We start from the raw sequence: 23,219 nt of genomic DNA, 5'->3' as shown, positions 1-23,219 counted from the left end.
CCCCCTGCGAAACAATCCCGTCGAGGGTGTCCGCCTTTCGTTGTACGGTTCTGATGTTCCTGCCCCGGGCTGTGGGCGGGCCATCTATCCCGTACCGGCGGGTGAACCGGATACACACATGTACGTGGGGACTCTGTCCTTCGATCTCCTGCTCGGCGACGTACGGTCGCTGAAGGAGAAGCGCTCCGTCGTCCGTCCGATAGTGGCCGAGCTGCAACGCAAGTTCGCGGTGAGTGCGGCGGAGGTCGACCATATGGATCTGCACCGCCGGACCGTGCTCGGGCTGGCGGTGGTGTCCGGTGACACGGGGCACCTGACCGACGTCCTGGACCGGTGCGAGCGGCTGGTCGCCGGGCGCCCCGAGGTGGAACTGCTCTCGGTCAGACGGCGGTTGCACGGTGACGACGACTGACCGGTCGCAGAGACAATTCAAGAACCAGCAGTAACGCAGTCAGTAACGCAGAACGAGCTAGGAGACGGACCAGTGGCCGACAACGCGCGTGCCAAGAGGCTGGCGGACCTCATCCGGGAGGTGGTGGCCCAGAAGCTGCTGCGTGGGATCAAGGACCCGCGGCTCGGCTCACACGTCACCATCACGGACACCCGGGTGACCGGGGATCTGCGGGAGGCGACCGTCTTCTACACGGTCTACGGGGACGACGAGGAGCGGGCGGCGGCCGCCGCGGGGCTGGAGAGCGCCAAGGGCATCCTCCGTTCCGAGGTCGGCCGTGCCGCGGGTGTGAAGTTCACGCCGTCCCTCACCTTCGTGGCCGACGCCCTCCCGGACACCGCCAAGACCATCGACGACCTCCTCGACAAGGCGCGGGCCTCGGACGCCCAGGTGCGCGAGAGCGCGTCGGGGGCGAAGTACGCCGGTGAGGCAGACCCGTACCGCAAGCCGGGTGACGACGAGGACGACGCCGCCGAATGACCGAGCAGCGTCAGAAGAACACCACGCCCGACGGCCTTGTCATCGTCGACAAGCCGTCGGGCTTCACTTCGCACGATGTCGTCGCCAAGATGCGGGGCATCGCCAGGACCCGGCGGGTCGGGCATGCGGGGACTCTCGATCCCATGGCCACCGGGGTGCTCGTCCTGGGGGTGGAGAAGGCGACCAAGCTGCTCGGTCACCTCGCGCTCACCGAGAAGGAGTACCTGGGGACCGTCCGGCTCGGGCAGACGACGGTCACCGACGACGCCGAGGGCGAGATCACGGCGTCGGTCGACGCGTCGAAGGTCACCCGGGACGCCGTCGACGCCGGTGTGGCCGAGCTGACCGGCGCGATCATGCAGGTGCCGTCCAAGGTCAGCGCCATCAAGATCAACGGCGTGCGGTCGTACAAGCGGGCCCGGGACGGCGAGGACTTCGAGATTCCCGCCCGGCCCGTCACCGTCTCCTCCTTCGCGGTCTACGACGTCCGGGACGCCGTCGCCGAGGACGGCACCCCGGTCCTCGACCTGGTGGTGTCGGTGGTGTGCTCCTCCGGGACGTACATCCGGGCCCTCGCCCGCGATCTGGGCGCCGGCCTGGGCGTCGGCGGCCACCTCACCGCGCTGCGCCGGACGCGCGTGGGGCCGTACAAGCTGGACTCCGCGCGGACCCTCGACCAGCACCAGGAGGAGCTGGCCGTGATGCCGATCGCCGAGGCCGCGACGGCCGCGTTCCCCCGCTGGGACGTGGACGACCGGGGGGCGGGGCTGCTGCTGAACGGGGTACGCCTGGAGATGCCCGAGGAGTACGCGGAGCGCGGCGCCGTGGCCGTCTTCGACCCCACCGGCCGCTTCCTGGCCCTGGTGGAGAGTCAGAAGGGCAAGGCCAAGAGCCTGGCGGTCTTCGGCTGAGGGCGAGCTCGGCTCTTTCAGGGGCGCAGCCCCTGGCCCGGCCGGTGCCGGAGGCACCCGGCGTACTTCGGCTCAGCCCGGCGGAGCGTGGAGCGGCGGTCACGGGGCTTGCTGTGCCCGCCGCTCCACGGTCCCCCCTCGGTTCCCCCACCCAGAGGTGTATCCATCTGCTCGGGGCTATTCACCCCTTCGTGCAGGCGCTCGGAGTGAACCGAGGGAGCGGAAGGGGGCGCGTTCGCCAGGGGATCTTTTCCGCTGATCTTCACGTGCCTACCGTCGGAACACAGGTACGACGGGGAGGTCTGGACATGGCGGTACGGGGCCGTCGGGCAACCGACGACGGCCGCCGGGCGGCGCGGGACGAAGTCCTGGTGCGGGTCGGCGATCTGGCGGGACGACCGCGCGGCACGGGCTTCGTGGCCGATCACCACGGCACGGTCGTCACCAGCCACGAGGCGGTGGACGGACTGGCCAGGATCGTGGTGCACGCCTCCGGCGACCGCGTCTGTGTGGTGACCTCCGACGCGGTGACCCCGCTGCCCGCCCTCGATCTCGCGCTCATCCGCACCGAGGGGCTGTGCGTGGACCCGCTGCCCTTCGCCCTGCGGGACGACGTCGGGACGGGCGCGTACGTCCGTATCGCGGCCGGTGGCTGGCGCGAGGCACGGGTGCTGGGCACGGCGGACGTCACGTACACCGCGACCGACGGTTTCCATCTGCTGCGCGCAGTCCTGGAGTTGGCGATCGGCACGGCCGGGAGCGAGGCGCTGCGGCTGGGCGGGGGCGCGGCCGGAGGACCCGTCGTCGATGCGACCACTGGAGCCGTGGTGGGGATCCTCGGCACGGCGCTGGAGGCACAGCACCGGACCACGGGCTTCGCCGTACCCCTGCGCGGGTGGCGGGCCGAGCAGCCGCTGGCCGAGCTGCTCGCACGCAACGCGGCGACCGTGGCCGCGTACGGGACGGATCTGAACCTGGCCGGGGTGCTGGAGCTCACGGCCACCACCGTGGGGTCGGACGGGCCGGGGGCGGGTGCCGGGGCCGTCGCGGCGTCCGGCGCCGAACCCGTCGAACGGGTCGATGTCGTAAGGGAGTTCACCACCTTCGCCGACGGCCCGGCTACGGTCCTCGGCCTCGTCGGCCCACCCGGCAGCGGCCGTACGACGGAACTGGCCGCCCTCGCCGCCCGGCGCGGCCGTGGGTCCGAGCCCGCGCCCACGCTGTGGCTGCGCGGCGCCGACCTCCTCTCCGACGACGCCTCCTTGGCGGACGCGGCACGGCGCGCGCTGGAACGGGCGGGGCGGATCGTGGCGGCGTCGGCCACGGAGGGCACGACGGGACACGAGGGCGCGTGGGGGGAGTGGGGCACGTCGGGGGAGTGGGGCGTGTCGGCCGGGGCTTCGTCGGCTTCGCCGATGTCGGGGGTTCCGGGAGACCGGCTGGGCGAGGTGGGACGGTCGCCGGCCGGCCGGTACGGCGGCGAGCTGGGGGACATCCGGCCGGAGCGGCTCGCCCGGCTCGCCGTGGCGCAGGGGCGGCCCATGCTGCTGCTTCTGGACGGGCCCGAGGAGATGCCGCCGACGCTCGCGCACCGGCTGGCCGAATGGACCGCCGGGACGGTCGAGTGGCTGCGGGAGAACGGGGCTCGGCTCGTGGTGGCCTGCCGTGCCGAGTACTGGGAGCGGGCCGGGGCGCAGTTCCCGTCGGAGCTGCTGCACGGGGAGGTGTCCGGCGGAGAGGGGCAGCCGCTGCCCGCGTGCGTGCGGCTCGGTGATCTGACGGAGGGCGAGGCCAGGCGGGCCCGGCTCAGGTACGGGATCCCCGAGGACGCGCTCGCCGGGCCCGACGCCCGGCATCCGCTCACCCTGCGGCTCCTGTCCGAAGTACGGGCGGCGCTGCCGGACACCCCGGACGGGCGGCCCGGCGAGGATGGCGCCTCCGCCGGACCGCCCGGCACGGGTGCGTTCTCCGCCGGTTCGGCGGCACCCTCTCCGGGCAGGGGAGCATCCTCCGCCGGTCCGGGGGCGCCCTCCCCGGGCACGGGAGTGTTCTCCGCCGGCCAGGCCCGGCCCGGTCGGGACGAAGTGTTGGCCGCCTACCTGGACCTGATGTGCCTGCGCGTGGCCGTGCGGCTCGCCGTGGTGAACGGGGTGCGGGGCACGGCCGTACGGCGGCTCGCGGCGCAGGTCTCCGGGCAGGTGCACGAGGCGGCCCGGCGGTGTCTGGGGCCCGGGCAGGGGGAGCTGGACCGGGCGGCGTTCGAGGCGGTGTTCCCCTGGGGGTCGGTGCCGGGGCGGCGGCTCGGCGGCACCACCGGCTGGGCCTCGGCCGTGCTCACCGAGGGGCTGCTCGTCCCCGCGGGCGACGGCTACCGCTTCGCCCACGAGGAGCTGGCCGACTGGATCCAGGGCGCGCACCTGGACCTCGACGCGGCCCTGCACGCGCTGGTGTACCGGGGCTGGGTCGCGCAGGCCGAGGCGCGGCGGGGCTGGGGCACCATGCCGTCGGAGGCCCGCGTCCGCCGCCACGCGCGCCGGGCCACCCGCGACCTCCCCGTGCCCCGTCACCGCGTCGGCCCTGTCGTCCACGCGCTGCTCCTCCTCGGCCGTCAGCAGGGGCCCACCGAACTCGCCGGGCGCCTGGAGGAGTTGCTCGACGCCCTGGACGCGCTGCTGCCGCCGGGCGCCCCGGCAGCACCCGACGACCCCACCTGGTGGGCCACCCGCCTCCTGGCCGAGGTCCTGCACCGGGTGCCCGACGCGACGCCGTACACCCGGGTGCTGCGGTTCCTCACCGAGCGGATCGGGGCCTGGCGGGTCCAGGGCCGGGGCGTGCCGGGGGAGTTCGGGCCGGACTTCTGGGCGTCGCTGCCGCTGCCCGAGGCGGAACGGTTCGACCTCCTGCGACGCCTGGTCGTCGCCGACCCGGCCACCGGCGAGGGGTCCCGCTATCTGGACGTGGTCTCCCGCCTCCTCGCGGCCGACCCCGGCGCCGTACAACCGCTGCTCACCCGTTGGTTCCTCGACGACACCCCGCTGGTCGCGACCCCCGACGCCACCGTGGCGACGGCCGCGCAGGCGCTGCTGCACACACACCGGCGATGCGCCCCGGACGACCTGACGGAGGCACTGGTCGACAGCGCGCACCGGCGCGGCGACGAGCTGCTCGCCGTACTGTCCGAGGAGGAGCCCTCCGCGGTGTGCCGGGCCGTCGACCGGTGGGCGCACGACGAGCGCCCGGCGCGGCGGGTCGCGGGGCTCGCGTACGGGCTGCGGACCGCTCCGCACGTGAGCACGGAGGCCGACCGCGAGCTGCTCCGCCACGCGGCGCTCGCCCTGCTGGGCCGCCCCGCCGACGTCACCCTGCACAGCGGCGCCCTCGCCCTGCTCGTACGGGATGTGGGGACCAGGTCGCGGTATCTGCCGCAGGCGCTGGAACGCTTCGCGGCCGGCGACCCGCAGCTGCCCGCGAGCGCCCTGGTCACCGCGCTCGTCACCCACCCGGACCCGGTCCTGGACGCCTTCCGCGCCCGGCTGCGGACTCCGGGCGCCGAGGGCTCCGACGGGGAGACCCTGCGCACCCTCGCCGAGGTCACCACGCCCGGCCTCGCGCGCCGCGTCACCACCCTCGTCCGGGAGGTCGTCGAACTGCGCCCCGAGGTGGCCGGGCACGTCGCCGCGTATGTCGACCGCAGGCTGGAGCACGGTCCGGGCACCCGCGCCGTTCTGTTCCCGTTGGCCAGCGGCCTCATCGTCGACGGTCCCGTGCAGGTGCGCGCGGCCCTCGCGGCGGTCTTCGCCGAGCCGGGCACGCCCGCCTCCGGCCCGCTGCGGCGCGAACTGCTTGACCTGCTGATGGCGACCGAGCGGGACCCGTCCGTCCTCGACGCGCTGCTGCGGGCGGCCGCCGCGCGCGGAGTGACAGCGGAGATGGGAGGCACAGGAGGGACATGGGACACAGGAGGCACGGGGGACAGCGCGGCGACTCGGTCGCTGGTCCACCGGGTCGGCATGCTTCTCGTCCGTACGCCCGAAGGGGCGACCCGATTCGACTGGGCGCTCGTCGATCTGGCCCGCCATGTGCCCGGGTTCGCGGGGCTGGTGGCCGGCTGGCTCAGCGGCACGCCCCAGGAGTGGGCGGCTGTGGTCGGGCCGAGCACCCGCCGGATGATCGAGAACCTGGCGGGGGTGCCGGGGGTGCGGGTGTCCGCGTGAAACGGGGCGAGTTTCCCGTGCTCCGGGTCACAGCCCGGATGCCGATGCGGGCCGAAGGCACCGGGCATGGCACCCTTAGACCTGCGCAAGGGTTAGGCGTCAATACGGACACGGGTTCGACGAGGAGCGGTCACAGTGCAGCGCTGGCGTGGCTTGGAGGACATCCCCGAGGACTGGGGGCGCAGCGTGGTCACCATCGGTTCCTACGACGGGGTGCACCGCGGGCACCAGCTGATCCTCCGGCACGCCGTGGAACGCGCCCGTGAGCTGGGCGTTCCGTCCGTCGCCGTCACCTTCGACCCGCACCCCAGCGAGGTCGTGCGCCCCGGCACTCATCCGCCGCTGCTCGCCCCGCACCACCGCCGCGCCGAACTGATGGCCGAGCTGGGCGTGGACGCGGTGCTGATCCTGCCCTTCACGACCGAGTTCTCGCGGCTGTCGCCGGCCGACTTCGTCGTCAAGGTCCTGGTCGACAAGCTGCACGCCAAGGCCGCCGTCGAGGGCCCCAACTTCCGTTTCGGCCACAAGGCCGCCGGGGACGTGGCGTTCCTGGCCGAGCAGGGCAAGACGTACGACTTCGACGTCGAGGTCGTCGACCTGTTCGTCACCGGTGAGGCGGGCGGCGGACAGCCGTTCTCCTCGACCCTGACCCGACGGCTGGTCGCCGAGGGCGACGTCGAGGGCGCGCGCGAGATCCTCGGCCGCCCCCACCGCGTCGAGGGCGTCGTCGTGCGCGGCGCCCAGCGCGGCCGCGAACTGGGTTTCCCGACGGCCAACGTCGAGACCCTCCCGCACACCGCGATCCCTGCCGACGGCGTCTACGCCGGCTGGCTGCACGTCGACGGCGAGGCCATGCCCGCCGCGATCTCCGTCGGCACGAACCCGCAGTTCGACGGCACCGAGCGCACGGTCGAGGCGTACGCCATCGACCGTGTCGGACTCGACCTCTACGGCCTCCATGTCGCCGTCGACTTCCTCGCCTACGTGCGCGGCCAGGCGAAGTTCGACTCGCTGGACGCGCTGCTCGTGGCGATGGGCGAGGACGTGAAGAGGTGCCGGGAGCTGATCGGGGCGTATCAGGGGGAGTAACTCCCGAAGGCTGGACATGGCAGAGGGCCCGTAACCGTTCGTGGATCATGAACGGCACGGGCCCTTTGTTGTGTCCTGTTCGACTTCTGCCTTCTGCTACTGCTGCTGCGGCGGAGCGGGCGGGTAGGGCTGGCCTTGCTGCGGATGCTGCGGATGCTGCGGATGCTGCGGATGCTGCGGCTGTTGGGGTGCGTACGGCTGGCCCGGAGCGGGTTGGCCCGGTGCCGGCTGGCCGGGATAGCCGTAGGGCTGTGGAGCCTGGTCGGGGGCCGGCTGACCCGGGTAGGGCTGGCCGGGGTGCGGCTGCGGCTGGCCCGGCTGCTGCGGGTACGGCTGTTGACCGGGCATCTGCTGGCCGGGCATCGGCGGGGCGACCACCGGCGGCGGGTTGCCGTCCGACGTCCACAGGCCGTGCGACTGCTGGTGCCTGGCGATGTCCTCGGCGACCATCGCGGCAAGCGTGAAGTACGCCTCCCGCACCTTCGGCCGCATCATGTCGAGGTCCAACTCGGCGCCGGCGGACAGGTGTTCGTCGAACGGTACGACCACGACACCGCGGCAGCGCGTCTCGAAGTGGGAGACGATGTCCTCCACCTTGATCATCTTGCCGGTGTCGCGCACTCCCGAGATGACCGTGATGGAACGTGCCACCAGATCCTGGTACCCGTGCGCGGAGAGCCAGTCCAGTGTCGTACTGGCGCTGCTCGCACCGTCCACGGACGGGGTGGAGATGATGATGAGCTGGTCGGCCAGGTCGAGCACGCCGCGCATGGCGCTGTAGAGCAGGCCGGTGCCCGAGTCGGTGAGGATGATCGGGTACTGCTTGCCGAGGATGTCGATCGCGCGCCGGTAGTCCTCGTCGTTGAACGTCGTGGAGACGGCGGGGTCCACGTCGTTGGCGATGATCTCCAGCCCGGAGGCCGCCTGGGAGGTGAACCGGCGGATGTCCATGTACGAGTTGAGGTACGGGATCGCCTGGACGAGGTCGCGGATGGTCGCCCCGGTCTCGCGCCGCACGCGACGGCCGAGCGTGCCCGCGTCCGGGTTGGCGTCGATCGCGAGGATCTTGTCCTGCCGCTCGGTGGCGAGCGTCGAGCCGAGGGCCGTGGTGGTGGTCGTCTTGCCCACGCCGCCCTTGAGGCTGATGACCGCGATGCGGTAGCAGGACAGCACCGGCGTCCTGATCAACTGCAGCTTCCGCTGCCGCTCGGCCTCCTCCTTCTTCCCGCCCAGCTTGAACAGCCCGCCGCCCGACCCCGGACGGCTGCTCTTCGTCTTCTGCTTCTTGCTGTTCAGCAGCCGGTCGGACGACAACTCCACCGCGGCCGTGTAACCGAGCGGCGCCACACCGGGGTTGGTGGGCTGCCGCTGGTCATGCTGCACGGGCTGCGGCCAGGCCGCGCCGGTGCGGGGGTCGACGGGGGCGGTAGGAGCGGAGGGAGCGGAGGGGTACGGGTGCCCACCGGGATGACCAGGCTGACCGGTGTGGCCTGACTGGCCGGGGTGGTCCGGGTGCGCTGCCTGGGCGGGCTGTACCGGGTGTCCGGGCTGGTCGGGGAAGGGGGGTTGGGGGTGCCCCGGGTAGCCGGGGTGCTCCGGATGGCCGGGCTGAGCGGGGGGCTGGGGGAAGCCGTAGCCGCTCGGAGGAGTGGGGGAGTTGGGCGGGCTCTGGGGGGTTGCGTAGGGGGCGCCCGGTGCGCCAGGGGTGCCGGGGGCAGGGGAGGGCGGGAAGCCGTAGCCGGCCTGGGGGGCGGGGGCGCCCGGGTGCCCCGGCTGGGCCGGGGGTGCGGCGGCGGCTGGCTGGCCGGGGTGCCCGGGCTGTGCCGGGGGTTGGGGGAAGCCGTAGCCGCCTTGCTGAGGGATGGGCGCCTGTGGGGGTACGGGTGCGCCGGGGTGCGGGAAGCCGTAACCGGGGATGGCCTGGGCAGGGGGTCCGGCGGGAGGGTGGATGCCAGGTTGGCCTGGCTGTCCCCCCGACTGCACCGGCTGGCCGGGGTGCCCGGGCTGTGCCGGGGGTTGGGGGAAGCCGTAGCCGCCCTGCTGAGGGATGGGCGCCTGCGGAGGTACGGGCCCGCCGGGATGCGGGAAGCCGTAACCAGCGGGGGAGGGGGCGTCGGGGGCTTGCCCGGCTGGCGGCTGCCGGCCGGGCGGCGGAGGTGTCGGACCCGGGGCGTTCGGCGTAGCGGAGGCGTCGGGCACGCCGGGTGACATGGGGACACCGGGGGTGTCAGGCGCACCAGGAGCGCCAGGGACGCCGGAGGCGCCGCCGGGGGTGGCGTCGATCGGGGTGCCCCAGGCCGCGGGCGCACCCTGCGGGGCCTGCGGGTGGAACGGCTGCTGCGGCGGCATGGACGGCCCGCCCTGCGCGGCTGTCGGCTGCTGGCCGGCGACCTCGGGGTACGCCGACGCCGACGGCCCGGTCGGGGGCCACTGCGCTCCCGAGGCAGGCGCCGCGGGCGCGGCCGGCTGGTACGCGGGCGGCAACGGCGGAAGCCCACCCTGCGGTGTCGGCGTCGGCGGCGTCCAGACCGGAGGCGTCTGCGGTACGTCTCCGGGGGCTCCCGGAGCGGGCGCGGCACCCTGGGGGGCCCCCGGCTGAGGTGCGGCGGCCTGGGGCTCGGCGGTCTGCGGCGCGGCGTCCCGGGGCTCGGTGCCGGGGGCGGTGCCGTCCGTGGGCTGGGCGGGGACAGGGGGGGCGTCGTGGGGGCCGGGGCCCGGCGATGCGGGGTGCTGAGGTGCGGCCGCCTGTGGGTCGGAGCCCTGAGACGGGAGATCCTGCGGGACGGCGCTCTGCGACGCAACGGCGCCCTGAGGGGCGGCTTCCGTCGGCTCGGCCCCGTCGGAGACGGCATCCGGGGCCACGGCACCCCCGGCCGGCTCGCCCACGGCGACACCGGCCTCGCCGGACGCATCCCTGGCGACCGAACCCTCGTCGGCCACACCGCCGTCGCTGCCCTGACCGTTCCCGCCCTGCGCGTCCTGACCCTCGCTGGACGACACGGCCTCGGCGGACGACACGGCCTCGGTGGGCTGCGCGACGGCGGCATCACCGTCACCGCTATCCCCATCGGAACCGGAACCGGAACCGGAACCGGCATCCGCATGCGCACCGGCATCGGCACCGGCGCTGTCCGGCTCCTCAGGCTGCGGGGCATCCGCGGCCGTAGCGGTTTCCGGTACATCCCCGGCGTCAGGGACCCCGGCACCCTCGCCGCCAGCGGCCACGGACCCGCCGTCAGGGCCCCCGGCGCTCCCAGACTCCGGGCTCGCCGCCTGCGGCGAGTTCAGCTCGAAGTCAGCGGCACCCGCTGCACCACCGGAAGCAGCATTCGCACCCACACCCACACCCACACCGGCGCCAGGCACCGCACCCGAAGGCGAGCCCGCAGCCGCACTCGTCCCCGTGCCGGAGGCGCCCTGGGCGGTAGCCGCGTCCCCGATCTCACGCTTCAACGCGCCGGCGGAGATCCGCATGGTCGCGCCGCTCTCGATGTCCCCCTCGTTCCCGCCGCCGCCGACCTGGGGCGCGGCGGCCAACGGGGGCCAGGGCGGCGGAAACGAACCGGGCACGCCGGACATGTCGACCGGAGGACCGACCGGCGGCGCGAACGGAGGCGTCGCGGCACCGCCGACCGGAGGAACGCCCCCGGCACCCACACCCGCACCCGTATCGGCACCAGCATTGGCACCCGTACCCGCGCCCGGTTCCGAACCGGCCACTCCCGACGGGGCGTTCTGCGTGTACCAGGCAGGCGGCGCGTAGTCGATGGTGAACTCGCCCGTCATCTCGATGGCGGACTCCGCGTCGGGCTGGTCATCGTCGGGTGTGGCCCAGCCCCCGCGCATCCCGTCCCGATCGCTGCTCACAGTTCCTCCTGGTGTGGTCGAGCACCCTCATGCCGTGCTGGGGCGACCGTTCCTGTCGTCTGATTCGCCGGGCTGGCCCCCCTCGGGCCCCGGGTCAAGTCGCACAGTCCGTACCACCCGCGCGCGGGCAACCAGCGACGTGCTGCACCCCAGCCTAATCATCAAAACCGCGGGCCCGGCAGGCCCGTCTCCCCCGATCGGCCTCGACGAAGTACTCAAGTGCCGCAAAAATGTATCAACTTGGACATAGTATCTGGACTCGATCTTCACGCGTCCAGCTCGTCCCCACCGTCGGTTCAGTCCATACGACGTGCCACGCCCAGGAGACCGGTCTCCGCGTCCGTGGCCTGCGTCATCACGTACTGGCGGTCCCGCTCCGCGCACCACAGCGTGATGCCGTCCTGCAGCCCGGGCAGCGACCGTATCTCGGGGTGCGGGAGCCCTATCACGCGTCCGATCTCCGTCGCCTCGTCCGGCGACACCCGCTGGACGCCCACAAGACGAGCCTGGCGCATCAATCGCGGCGCGACCGGACTCAGATACGGAAGAAGCGTGAGTACGGACTGCCAGGGCGCCGACGTCACGCGTCCGCGCGGTGGCCGCATGCCGCAGTCACGCACCACCAGCACCGGGGTGCCGGCCGACGCGCCCTGTGGTGGTACGCGCCCCACGTCGTACACGGCCAGGCCGTTCTGCCCGCCGCCCATGGCGTGCACCAACGGCATCCAGGCCTGCCCACGCGCGGTCTCCACGGCCACGCGCGCCCCCGTCGCCGCCGCGCGCAGCGCGAGGACCTGTGCCGTCCACAGGCCGCCGATGAGGACGACGTCGAACGGGGTCGGGCGGTTGATGCCGAGGACGGCGGGCCTGCCCTGTTGGTCGACGCCCACCACCACACCGTCGTCTCCGATGGGCAGGGAGAGCGCACCCACCTGCTCCACGGGCAACGTGTGACGCGGGTGCCGGGGGCCCAGCAGCCCGAACCCGGTGCGCAGCCGCTGCGTGAACCCCCTTGGCCCCGGAGCGCCTTCGGGTCCGGACGAGGATGACGGCGAGAGCGATGTCGTGACGGTCATCAGCGGGCACCTCCGAGCGGCAGGGTGGCGAGAACACCGGGAAGCTGCTCACGATCCAGTCGCACGAGTCCGGTCCGCGCCTGCCGCGCGGCGTGCTCCAGATCACGCCGCGCGTCGGTCAACTCCTGGTTGCTGCGGCCCGTGATGCGAAGGTGGCCGGTGATGGCCACATCCTGTCGGCCCCCCTTCGCCAGCGTCAGACTGAAGGTCGTCGCCAGCGCGGGAACCGTGGTCAGCTGTGCCACCAACTGCGCCAGCGAGGTGCCGGAGCCGCCCAGTTGAGGCCAGCGGCGCACCCAGTACGTGGTGTGCCGACGGTTGTCACAGCGCCAGCTGCGGCTGGACTCCTCGGTCCGCCGCTGCGGCGCTTCGTCCGGCCCCGTCTGTGCGGCCTGCGCGGTCACCATCGGGTTGGCACACGCGGAGGTGGCGATCGCGGCCGTCAGCTCCTCCTCCGTGAGGACGTTCGCCCGGAAGCCGGCGCCCGTCAGCCGACTGGACAAGTGCTCCGCCGCCCTTACGAGACACTTCTGCGCCCCGCGCAGACCGCCGCCGCGCGCGGCCACCGCCTCCGGGCACAACTCGGGGTCGAGTTTCAACGCGATCCACATGATGCGTACCGCGGGAGCCCCGGTCTGTGCCTGGAGCGGCGCGTAGTTGCTCACCACGACCGACTGCTGGGGCAGGTGCAGCGCCGGCGCCGGCTGCGTGTGTACCAGGACCTGCGCCGACTCCAGCACGATGCCATCGACCTCCAGGACGTCCTGTACGAGTGCGACAGGCAGTGGCCGACGACCGCGCTCGGCGCGCAGGGCACCGGTGTCCGACTCCAGTTGGAGCACCGCGGTGAGGAATCCTCCGTCACCCACCATGCCGACCGGCCGCTGATCGCGGCGATCGCCGCGGTTGAAGCTGTACGTCCGCAGACTCGGATCACACTCCACGGCAGGCGCGAGACCCGGATCGACCCCCGGGGACAGGGGCGTGCTCGCGGCCCTGCGCATCCGGGCCCGCAGCGCCAGCAGTGAGCCCAACCACTCAGGCAGGGAGTGCCCACGGCGTCGCACGAGGGCGAGTACGACCAGCACCGCGGCGGCCACGATCGCCGAAACGAGCGCGAGCGTGCCGAGGAGCCATCCGGCCACCACGAGAGCGGCCGCCGTCTCCAGCATCACCAGCCGCCGTACCGCGAACGAACCCCTGTGCCCCGAGCGGGACATCAGATGAGGTGAGACGGACCCGCGGGATGACGGGGAGGCGCCAGGTGCCGCTCCCGACCGCGCTGTTGGATCGGGGGAGGAGGAACCGTGCGAACGCGACCGGCGCGCGTCACCCGGTTGCGATCGCGACCGGCCCCGTGTTGCGGAAGCCATTGCTCCAAAACCCCCGAACTCTCCCGAAATCCCTTGCGCCCAGCGCCCTTCGAAGCCTGAGCACCCTGCCCGCGCCATCAGCACAGTCACGCAACAGGCATAGTAGGGGGCGCCTCTGACAGCCTGGGCACCAGAGGCGATCGAGGACGGGGACGGATCTTCACAGGTCCCCCATGGCTCCGCACGGGGAGAGAGCGGACACAGATGGCATCACGGCGGGACGAACTCAACGCCTACACCTTCGCGAAGCGCCGTACGCTCGCATCCTTCCTTCAGCCATCTCCGTCGGGCTCGGAGGAAGGTGCCCCCAAACCACTGAGGGCGCTGTGGCCCGGCGTCATCATCGGCGTGGTGATACTCGCGGTCTTCGGGGGCATCGGCATGTTCAGCCCGACGGCACCCAAGGGCTGGGACAAGGCGGAGGAGCACGTCATCGTGGCGAGCGACTCCACCACCCGGTACGTGGTGCTGAAGACTGACGGCCAGAAGCAGCTCCATCCCGTTCTCAACATGGCGTCGGCCAAGTTGCTCCTGGACCCCGGCAAGGCCGACGTCATCACCGTCGACGAGAAGATCCTGGACAGCGGCAAGCCACCGCACGGTGCCACGATCGGGATCCCCTACGCCCCCGACCGCCTGCCCTCCGCGGACGAGGCGGAGATCGCCAAGCGCTGGGCGGTGTGCGAGCGTCCAGGTGACGGCGGCCGCGCCATCCAGAAGGCCGCGTTCGTCCTGGCCGAGAAGGAGTTCTCCCGGACGGGCGGTGCCAACAAACTCTCCGGCGGCGAATTGATGTATGTCGTCGGCCCGGACGAGAGGACCCGGTACGTGGTCGACGCCCGGGGCACCGCGTACCAACTGGCCGACCCGGCCGACACCGAGCTGCTCAAGGCCCTCGACACCCAGGGCCGAGACCCGCAGCGAGTGTCACAGGAATGGCTCGACACCCTCCACAAGGGTGACCCGATCTCCATCCCGGGGATCGACGGCACGCCCGGCTCGAAGGCGAACGCCTCCACCGGCCTTGAGCAGTACGACAAGGTCGGCGAGGTCATCAAGGCATACGACGGCCAACGGATGCAGTACTACGTGGTGTTGCCGGGCGAGGTGGCCCGTGTCTCCGAGTTCGTCGCCACGCTGCTGCTCAACAGTGGTGACCTCGTCGGCGTCGGGCAGGCGGGCGAGGCGCAACAGGTACATCCCGGCGCGGTCGCCGACAGCACGACCTTCGGGGCTGACAAGACCTGGCCGACGTTCAGGCCGAAGACGGTGAACGACGGCACCGAGGCCACCTCCGGTCGCAACACTGTCTGCAACGTTCTGCTCTCGGTCGGCTCGAAGGGGAGGACGAAGCTGTCCACCTGGGTTGGTACCGACTTCCCCGCTCGACTGCCCACCGGTTCCTCCAGCGCGTACGTCACTCCCGGGTCCGGCCAGCTGTACCGCCAGTTCCAGGGCACGGAGACGACGGCGGGCGGCGTCTTCCTGGTGACGGACACGGGCCTGCGTTATGCCCTGCAGTCCAACAGCGACAGCGTCACCGACGACGAGGGCGTCGGTACCTCCGCCAAGCGGCGCGAGGAGGAGCTGAACCAGGCGAAGATCGCCCAGACCCGGCTCGGCTACGAGAAGGTGACGCCCTCACCGGTCCCTGTGCAGTGGTCGACGTTCCTGCCGACGGGACCGCGCCTGTCGGAGGCGGCGGCGCGGCAGCCGCAGGGCTCGTAGACGCGCGGTGGAGGGGAGCGAAGCGATGTCGAAAGCGAACGTGAGGGCGCTGCACGCGCGGAGCAGCCGGAACGCGGGGACATGGGGGCTCCGAAGCGGCCGGGGCGCGAGGCCGGCGGCCCTGGCCGCCGCGACCGCGCTGATCGCCACCACCCCGGTGCTCGCCCTGCCCGCGACCACCGCCCGGGCGGACGGCGGCCAGTGCACGTTCTCGTCGAAGAACTACGCGGGCCGCCCCTGGGCGCTGCAACGCGTCAACCTCGACGAGCTGTGGGCCCTGTCCACGGGGAAGAACGTCCGAGTGGCCGTGATCGACACCGGGGTGGATGTCAAGAACCCCCAGCTCACCAAGGCCGTGGACGCCTCCAGGGGTGCGAACTACCTCCCCACGAAGAACTCCAGGGGCGAGAAGATCGACCGCGGCAACAGCCAGGGCACCACCGACACGGTGGGCCACGGCACGCGCGTGGCAGGCATCATCGCGGCCCGACCGCTGAAGGGGACCGGTTTCGTGGGCCTGGCCCCGGACGCCGAGATCATCCCGATCAAGCAGAACAACGCGGAGGGCGACGGAACGGCCCTCACCCTGGCGTCGTCGATCCGCCACGCGGTCGACGAGGGCGCCGACGTCATCAACATCTCGCAGGACACGGCCAACGCCGTAAGACCCGACGCTCGGCTGGAGGCGGCCGTCGAACACGCCCTCGGCAGCGACGTCGTGGTCGTCGCCTCGGCCGGCAACGACGGCCTGGGCGGCAACGTCAAGGTCACCTACCCGGCGTCGTACGAGGGCGTCCTGGCGGTGGCGGCCTCCGACCGCAACAACGAACGGGCCTCCTTCTCACAATCAGGAGATTTCGTAGGGGTGGCGGCCCCCGGCGTCGACATGATCTCCACAGTCCCCGGCGGCGGCCACTGCTCCGACAACGGAACGAGCTTCTCGGCGCCGTACGTCGCCGGGGTGGCGGCCCTCCTGAAGTCCAAGTACCCGAAATGGACAGCCCAGCAGATCGTCGCCCAGATCGAGCAGACGGCGGAACGCTCGATCCCCGGCCACGACCCTCTCGTCGGCTGGGGAGTGGTCGACCCCGTCAAAGCCCTGACGGACGCGGACCCCGAGCGCCCGGTCGAGAGTCCGAAGCCCGAGGACGGGGTGACCAAGGGCGAGGCCCCTGCGGTCACCCCGCTGCAGTTCGGCGAGACGGCGGAAGAACGGAACACCCGCCTGGCGACGTACGTGGTCGTGGGCGGCCTGGTGCTCGTGGCGGGCCTGGGCGGCACGGCGGTGGCGATCCGTGACGGACGGCGCAGGCAGCGCCGGTCGGGACCGCTAAGCGACGACACACGGACGCGCTGACCGAACTGACCGAACTGTGCCTGATCCTGTCCACCGCACTTCTGGCCATGGCCGGCCTCGGCATCTTCCTGGCCATCCAGCGCTTCGGTGTCTCCCGATGACGCGGCGCGGGCGAACAACGAGCTGACCAGCGCGTGTACGGGGCCCTCGACGACGGCTCCCCCTACCCGACCGACCAGGTCGTCGACACCCTACTACTTCGATGACTACGCGACCCTCATCGAGGACATGGTGGCGCACAACGCTTCCCCCGTGCGCTCGGTCGGCAGCCCTCGCGTCGCTGTGCCGCTGTTCCGATGGTGTGGTGGCCACTCAAGTTGGCAACCCGGCCCAGGCAGGTTTCCGGGGAGTGTCTAATCAACGGCGGATCTGCTGATCAAGGAGATGCGTCTGATGACGGAGACCGTCGTGGAGAACGAGCAGGCCGAGCAGGTGGTTCAGGCACCGACGAGTGCGGTGTCGGACGAGCAGCTCGTTGCGATGCTCGTTGACCGTGCCCGAAACGAGGGGCTGCAACTGACCGGCGAGGGCGGGCTGTTGCAACAGCTCACGAAGCGAGTGCTCGAGTCCGCTCTGGAGGGCGAGATCACCGACCACGTCGGCTACGAGAAGCACGATCCGGCCGGGAAGAACAACGGCAACAGCCGCAACGGGACCCGGGCGAAGACCGTGCTGACCGATGTCGGCCCGGTGGAGGTGAGGGTGCCGCGCGATACCGCCGGCAGCTTCGAGCCGCAGATCGTCAAGAAGCGCCAACGGCGTCTGACCGGCGTCGACGAGATGGTGCTCTCCTTGTCCGCGAAGGGCCTCACTCACGGAGAGATCTCCGCTCATCTCGCCGAGGTCTACGGAGCGGAGGTGTCCAAACAGACCATCTCCACCATCACCGATAAGGTCATGGACGGCATGGCCGAATGGCAGAACCGGCCCCTCGACCGCGTCTACCCCGTCCTGTTCGTGGACGCCATCAACGTGAAGATCAGGGAAGGAAAGGTCGCGAACCGTCCGATCTACGTGGTGATGGCGGTGACCGTGGACGGCACCCGCGACATCCTCGGCATCTGGGCCGGCGACGGCGGCGAGGGCGCGAAGTACTGGCTGCACGTGTTCACGGAGCTGAAGAACCGCGGCCTGGACGACGTGCTCATGCTCGTCTGCGACGGGCTCAAGGGCCTTCCCGATGCGGTGGAGGCCGTCTGGCCCCGCACGATTGTCCAGACGTGCGTGGTTCACCTGCTGCGCAATTCGTTCCGTTACGCCGCCCGTCAGGACTGGGACAAGGTCGCAGGGGCGCTCAAGCCCGTCTACACCGCACCCAGCGAGGATGCGGCGACGGAGCGGTTCCTGGAGTTCCAGGAGTCCTGGGGAGGGAAGTATCCGGCGATCGTGAAGCTGTGGTCGGACGCCTGGGCCGAGTTCGTGCCCTTCCTCTCCTTCGACGTCGAGATACGCAAGGTCATCTGCAGCACGAACGCGATCGAGAGCGTTAACGCCCGCATCCGCAGGGCTGTCCGCGCCCGCGGGCACTTCCCCAACGAGGCCGCCGCTTTGAAGTGCATCTACATGGCGCTGATGAGCCTGGACCCGACCGGCAAGGGCCGCAAGCGGTGGACCATGCGCTGGAAGGCGCCCCTGAACGCCTTCCAGATCGCCTTCGAAGGCCGCCTCACCCCGAGCAACAACTGACCTTCAACAACCAAGATCAGCCGTTAAGTTGACACACCCGGTTTCGGGCACAGCTGTTGTGTGTGGATTCGCTGCCGAGGTGGGGAGTGCGTGTGAAGGCAAGTCTTGGGAGGGTTCGGACTCCGCCTGCTGCTTCGGTTGTTGACCGAGGATGAGGGCGCCACTCGTCTCGCGCACGGAGATGACGCGGAGGCGCGATCGATCGTCTGCGAAGCCTGATGAAGATCGCAGACGCGCGGCGCCGTCGTCCGTATGGGTGGTCATTCGTTCGCAGCGAACAGGCAAGAAGGGCAAAGTGGGCAGCTGATAGGTCCCGTAACGGACCCGTCGCGCATCGCTGTTGGTCCCGTTGTTCACGTTGACTACAGTGACAGCGAGAGCGTTGTGAGGTGCGGCGCGCTTTGCGATCGTACGGTGAGTGGTTGGTCGGTCTCGATCCGGTTGCGGCCGATGGATGTACGGGGAAACGGGGAAACGGGGAGGGCGTCGTGCTGCCGGTAGACATGGCGGGGGGCGTGTCAGCGGCCAGGGCTGCGAACCTGGAGGCCAGTGGTGAGGCGCTGGACAAGTTCGTGAAGCGGGTGGACGCGGTTCTGCGCGACCTCGAGACGTCGGCCGGCAACCCGACGAAGGTGGGCGCTCAGACCATCAGGTCCACGTCCCTGAGTGCGGGGGCGGACGGCATCTTCCCTGAGGCTGACGGCTTGTACACGCAGTACAACCGGGTCCATCACGAACTCACGTCCTTGTCCAAGACCCTGCATCTGCAGATCGAGGCGACCGCCATCGCGGTTCAGGGTGCGCATCGGGGTTTCGACAACCTTGAGGAGGAACTGCGTCGGCGGTTCTATGCCATCCAAGGAGAGATCACGGAGATTCAGGACGCCAAGGATGCCAAGCAGCGCGTCGGCGACAACCCCACCGTGGTGATGTGACCATGACTGATAAACGACACGAGGCGGACTTCGACCGCGTCGAGGGGCAGAACGGTGTCGCGGATATTGTCCGAGGGTTTGAGGACCGTCCGCAAGCCGGGTTGCTCAACCGCATGGTGCGCTCGGCCTTCGTGGATAGCTCGCTCGGGCGGACCATCGCGGATCGGACGGACTTTGAGAAACGCGACTTCAGCCTCAATCAACTGATTGACCTCGTCGAGCAGACGGAACCAGAGGACCTGGAGTCCTCGGGCAAGGCTCTGTGGGATGCGCGCGACGCCATCAAGGCGGCAGCTGACGAACTCGAAGGCCACATCGAAAACGTTCACTGGGTCGGGGAGTCGGGTGATGCCTTCCGTAAATGGGGTAGTTCACTCGTCACCAACGCGCATCACTTGAGTGACTTCTCCGGTTCGGCAGGGGACCAGATCACCGCTGCCGCCGTGGGCCTTGCGTCTGTGCGCGGTGCCATGCCGTCTCGTGATCCGGAACCGAGCCGGAAGCGGCCCGAGCACTTCACTGAGGCTGAGAAAGTCGCGGACAAGAGCGAGTACACGGCCGCCGTACGCGTGGAGAAGGATCGTCAAGAGGCGATCAACCAGATGAATCGGTTGGCGTCGTACTACGCGGTGTCCGAAGAGGTGCTGGCGTCCCTGCCTGCCAAGGACAAGGCGCCGGAGTTCACGGCCATGCCTGACGTCGGAGTTCCGCGGCCTGCGAAAGAATATCGCCCCGGCGAATCTGCCTCGGGTGCGAATGGAGAGTCCGGAACGGCAACTGTCCTGGGCCATCACGCTACCGTGACGGACGATGCCACTCGGCACGGCGTAAGCGACAACCCCAGGTTCACAAAGGATATTACCGGCAAGACCACGCACCCCGACGAGCCCGTCCGCACCAATATCGACGGCGTCGGCACGCTGCCACCGTCCACGACCACACCCGTGTCCGGCCACACTCCGTCGGCATGGAGTACCCCTGCTCCGGGTGGCGGACAGTCGGGGATGTTCGAGGGCAGCCTCGGGACGCCGGTCTCCAACAGCACATCAGGCCGGAACCCGGGCGGAACAGGTGGTCTTCGTACCCCTGCGTCGGCTCAGGGGCGCACTGTTCCGCCCGGTTCGATCAATTCAGGTCCTGGGCGCTCGACGGCGCAAGGACCTGCGAACCAGATGGGGCGTGCCACCTCGACCGGCCAGCCCACTGCCAGAGGCTTGGCTCCCGGATCGCATTCGTCCCCGATGGGTCGAGCCGTCACTGGTGGTGCGCCGCGGGTTGGCGGCACGGCTGCTCCGCGGACGAACAACGGTCCCGTGACCGGAGCTGGTCGGGCCAACGGAGTTGTCGGGGGACAGCCCAGGGCCGCCACCAGGGCTTCTGCGCAGGGCGGCGCCAGGATTCCTCGCGGGACGGTCGTCGGCGGCCAGGAAGGGGCCAACTCAGGGCTCGCTACTGGTCGTCCCGGGCAGCATGGCGCTTTCGGATCGCCCGGGTCCACGGCGAGGTCGAGTGCAAGCGCGACGCCCCCTCGTGGTGGTGCGGCGGCATCCGAGGCTGTCACGGGCAGGCCGACCGCACGCAACTCCGTTGCGGGAGCAGAGCGCAACGGCCTGACACGCGGCGGCGCCGGTCTCGTGCGCGGCCCTGGCCACGCTGCTCCCGGTGACGATGGGAACGCCCAGGGATCGCCGCGTCCCGACCACCGGGTCGAAGACGGAGAGACGCACCTGCCCAACAGGCCGCGGCGTGATGTGCCGCCGGTCGCCAACTGACCGAGTACGAGCGAGGACACGGAACACGATGACGTCAGCGACCAGCCGACGAGCCGAGCGGGCTACGTTCCACAGATCGGCCCCCGGTAGACGAGTGCGGGCTGTGGGCGCGGTCGTCGGTGCCCTGGCGGCCGTGAGCGTGGGATTCGCCCCTGGTGCCGCCGCCTACGACGCCCAGTCCAAGCAGTGGTACCTGGAACCGATGCAGGCCGAACAGATGTGGAAGGTCAGCACGGGGACGGGCGTCAAGGTCGCGGTCATCGACAGCGGCGTGAACGTAAACACCCCCTCTCTGAAGGGCCAGGTCCTGACCGGCGAAGTTCCCAAGTCGGTCGCGTACAGCGTCACGGACGATTACTCCGGCCATGGAACGACCATGGCCGAGCTGATCGCAGGTACGGGAGCAGGAGGAGGCCTGCAGGGGTTGGCGCCGGGGGCGAAGATCGTGCCATATCGCGTTGAGCTTGCGGGACTCAAGGGTGGAGTGGAGGAACGGGAGAAGACGCCCGAGGCCATAGACGCGATCAGGGCAGCAGCCGACACCGATGCGCAGATCATCAGTATGTCGTTCGGAGCAGAGGGACCGAGCTCCAAGGAGCGAGAGGCCATCGAGTACGCCGCTTCCAAGGGCAAGTTGATGATCGCAGCCGTTGGTAACGAGGGGCGTGACAAGGGCAGGATTGGATACCCAGCGGCGTACCCCTATGTAATCGGCGTGTCGGCGACAGATGAATCCGGGACGGTGTCGGAGTTCGCCTCCTCCGGGAACTATGTGGACCTGGCGGCGCCAGGGCAGGGCTTCCCCGGCTGGTGCGACGCGAATCTCCGCTCGTACTGCGATGACGACCAGGGCACGAGCGCCGCAGCTGCCATCGCCTCAGCCTCCGCCGCCCTGATCTGGTCCGCCCACCCCGACTGGACCGTCAACCAGGTCACCCGCTCCTTGATCGACACGGCCGGCCGTACGTGGGCGAAGGACAAGCCGAGCAAGTACGTGGGTTATGGGTTCGTCCGACCGCGGATGGTTCTCAAGGACGCCGACTATGACGCGGGCGCCGCAGGCGTCGACCCCCTCGCGAAGGACAACGGTGGCGACCTGTTGGCCAACTCCGCGACCGCCACCTCCTCCCCTTCTCCGTCGACCGCATCACCAGCCCCCGAAAAGGGCTCCACGGGCGGTACCTCGGCAGCAGCATCAGCGGTGGAGTCGTCCAAGGACAGCAACACCCTGTGGATCGCGCTCGGCGCAGCTGCCGCAGTCCTCGTGATCGGTGGTGCCGGCGCGGCTGTGGTGCGGGCGCGACGCGCCAGGTGACTTCGACGGCTGTGAAGGGCCGTCAACGGCCCTGCGCTGTCCGGCCCAAGCCAGGACAGTTGGATCAGGAAACAAGACACAGGAAGGACGGCTGACCATGGCCGGCTCACAGAAGCAGAAGCTCGAAAACGATGCGGTAATTCTGCTCCAGAAGCAGATGCTCGCGAAGTACGAGAACGTCAAGTCGCGTGTGCACAGGCTTCAGGGAATCATCGACAGCCTGGAGACCGGTCAGTGGGACGGAATCGGCCGCGCCGCGTTCGACAAGAAGCAGTTCGAGATCAACCAGTCGTTGCGGAGCATGGGCAACATCCTCGCCGAGGTCATCGAGGCGATGACCTCGGCGCGCAACATCATTGACACCAAGGAGGACGAGGTGCGTGCTGCGGTCAACAGGATCGACATCCAGGACGGCGCCCCCACGGTCTCCCCACTGAGCTCCTACTGAGTCGAGCCGCACTCGGGATCACGGCCGGGCACCGGCACTCATCAGGCACGCACCAGCGAGACGAGGTAAGCAGGCATGGGCAACAACACCGATGGGCTTTCCGTCACTTATGACGCGCTCGACATCACAGCGACCAAGATCGCCAATGAGGCGAGGGATCTTGAGCAGGACCTGCAGGAGTTGAAGAGGCTCGTCGAGAACAGCGTGCAGTACTGGGAGGGCGAGGCCCAGGACACGTTCAAGATGAAGCTCGATCGGTGGGACAAGGAAGCCACCGACATCCACACGGCGCTCACGGGTATCGGCCATGTCGTGGCTACGGCGGGCGGTACCTACATGGAGGGCGACAAAAAGGGAGCCAGCTACCTCCAGTAGCACCAGGCCTGATGCAGCAGTTCCGGGGTGGGCGCGCACGGGAGGCGCCCACCCCGTCCTTGGTCAGGGCCCACCCATGGCGGAGGCCCCCTGGCCTGCGCGCCCGAACTGCCCCAGCCGCCTGCGGGCCCCAGCCGCCTGC

At 70.5% G+C, this 23,219-nt stretch carries 16 protein-coding genes; 13 read left to right on the top strand and 3 right to left on the bottom strand.

The genetic code is table 11. The annotated features are described in order from the left end of the window. Positions 1-118: 118 nt before the first annotated feature. From OG622_RS14905 to OG622_RS14885, 5 genes are all read left to right on the top strand, one after another. On the top strand, positions 119-412 hold the full coding sequence (locus OG622_RS14905) for a DUF503 domain-containing protein (protein ID WP_371576535.1): 294 nt from the start codon (positions 119-121) through the stop codon (positions 410-412). A gap of 72 nt (positions 413-484) precedes the next feature. Next, positions 485-931 carry a 30S ribosome-binding factor RbfA gene (rbfA, locus tag OG622_RS14900; protein ID WP_371576533.1) on the top strand — a complete coding sequence of 149 codons (447 nt, stop codon included), beginning with the start codon at positions 485-487 and terminating at the stop codon, positions 929-931. After that, complete coding sequence (truB, locus tag OG622_RS14895; RefSeq protein ID WP_371576531.1) at positions 928-1,842, top strand: tRNA pseudouridine(55) synthase TruB; 915 nt, start codon at positions 928-930, stop codon at positions 1,840-1,842. Before rbfA ends, truB begins: the two co-directional genes overlap by 4 nt. A gap of 308 nt (positions 1,843-2,150) precedes the next feature. Further along, the gene (locus OG622_RS14890; RefSeq protein WP_371576529.1) at positions 2,151-6,056 is read left to right on the top strand and encodes a trypsin-like peptidase domain-containing protein; all 3,906 of its coding nucleotides are present in this window, start codon (positions 2,151-2,153) and stop codon (positions 6,054-6,056) included. Positions 6,057-6,191: 135 nt separating this feature from the next. Further along, complete coding sequence (locus tag OG622_RS14885) at positions 6,192-7,145, top strand: bifunctional riboflavin kinase/FAD synthetase (RefSeq protein ID WP_371576527.1); 954 nt, start codon at positions 6,192-6,194, stop codon at positions 7,143-7,145. A 96-nt stretch (positions 7,146-7,241) separates the two neighbouring features. Here OG622_RS14885 and OG622_RS14880 read toward each other — a convergent pair whose 3' ends face one another. From OG622_RS14880 to eccE, 3 genes are all read right to left on the bottom strand, one after another. Continuing rightward, positions 7,242-11,012: an SCO5717 family growth-regulating ATPase gene (locus tag OG622_RS14880; RefSeq protein ID WP_371576526.1), complete on the bottom strand. Its 3,771-nt coding sequence runs from the start codon at positions 11,010-11,012 to the stop codon at positions 7,242-7,244. Between the two features lie 296 nt (positions 11,013-11,308). Next, positions 11,309-12,088, bottom strand: coding sequence for a hypothetical protein (locus OG622_RS14875; protein WP_371576524.1), 780 nt, complete (start codon positions 12,086-12,088; stop codon positions 11,309-11,311). Beyond that, positions 12,088-13,461: a type VII secretion protein EccE gene (eccE, locus tag OG622_RS14870; protein ID WP_371576522.1), complete on the bottom strand. Its 1,374-nt coding sequence runs from the start codon at positions 13,459-13,461 to the stop codon at positions 12,088-12,090. Before eccE ends, OG622_RS14875 begins: the two co-directional genes overlap by 1 nt. Positions 13,462-13,665: 204 nt before the next feature. Here eccE and eccB point away from each other — a divergent pair, with 204 nt between their 5' ends. The 8 genes from eccB (at position 13,666) to OG622_RS14830 (ending at position 23,077) form a co-directional block, all read left to right on the top strand. Beyond that, on the top strand, positions 13,666-15,189 hold the full coding sequence (gene eccB, locus OG622_RS14865; protein ID WP_371576520.1) for a type VII secretion protein EccB: 1,524 nt from the start codon (positions 13,666-13,668) through the stop codon (positions 15,187-15,189). Positions 15,190-15,214: 25 nt separating this feature from the next. Beyond that, entirely contained in the window at positions 15,215-16,546 is a 1,332-nt protein-coding gene (mycP, locus tag OG622_RS14860; protein WP_371576518.1) for a type VII secretion-associated serine protease mycosin, read from the top strand. A gap of 480 nt (positions 16,547-17,026) precedes the next feature. Next, a complete protein-coding gene (locus tag OG622_RS14855) occupies positions 17,027-18,232 on the top strand; it encodes an IS256 family transposase (RefSeq protein WP_371584098.1) in 1,206 nt (401 codons plus the stop codon). 488 nt (positions 18,233-18,720) lie between these two features. After that, entirely contained in the window at positions 18,721-19,167 is a 447-nt protein-coding gene (locus OG622_RS14850) for a hypothetical protein (protein WP_371584097.1), read from the top strand. 2 nt (positions 19,168-19,169) lie between these two features. After that, positions 19,170-20,939: a hypothetical protein gene (locus OG622_RS14845; RefSeq protein ID WP_371584096.1), complete on the top strand. Its 1,770-nt coding sequence runs from the start codon at positions 19,170-19,172 to the stop codon at positions 20,937-20,939. 94 nt (positions 20,940-21,033) lie between these two features. Further along, positions 21,034-22,254, top strand: coding sequence for a S8 family serine peptidase (locus OG622_RS14840; RefSeq protein ID WP_371576516.1), 1,221 nt, complete (start codon positions 21,034-21,036; stop codon positions 22,252-22,254). 97 nt (positions 22,255-22,351) lie between these two features. Next, positions 22,352-22,702: a WXG100 family type VII secretion target gene (locus OG622_RS14835; RefSeq protein WP_119580949.1), complete on the top strand. Its 351-nt coding sequence runs from the start codon at positions 22,352-22,354 to the stop codon at positions 22,700-22,702. Between the two features lie 75 nt (positions 22,703-22,777). Beyond that, the gene (locus OG622_RS14830) at positions 22,778-23,077 is read left to right on the top strand and encodes a WXG100 family type VII secretion target (RefSeq protein WP_371576513.1); all 300 of its coding nucleotides are present in this window, start codon (positions 22,778-22,780) and stop codon (positions 23,075-23,077) included. The last annotated feature ends 142 nt before the right edge of the window (positions 23,078-23,219 follow it).

The organism is Streptomyces sp. NBC_01314 (assembly GCF_041435215.1).
Classification (GTDB): Bacteria; Actinomycetota; Actinomycetes; order Streptomycetales; family Streptomycetaceae; genus Streptomyces.
Note: the sequence above shows the minus strand (reverse complement) of the source record. Positions and strands in the feature narration are given on the sequence as shown.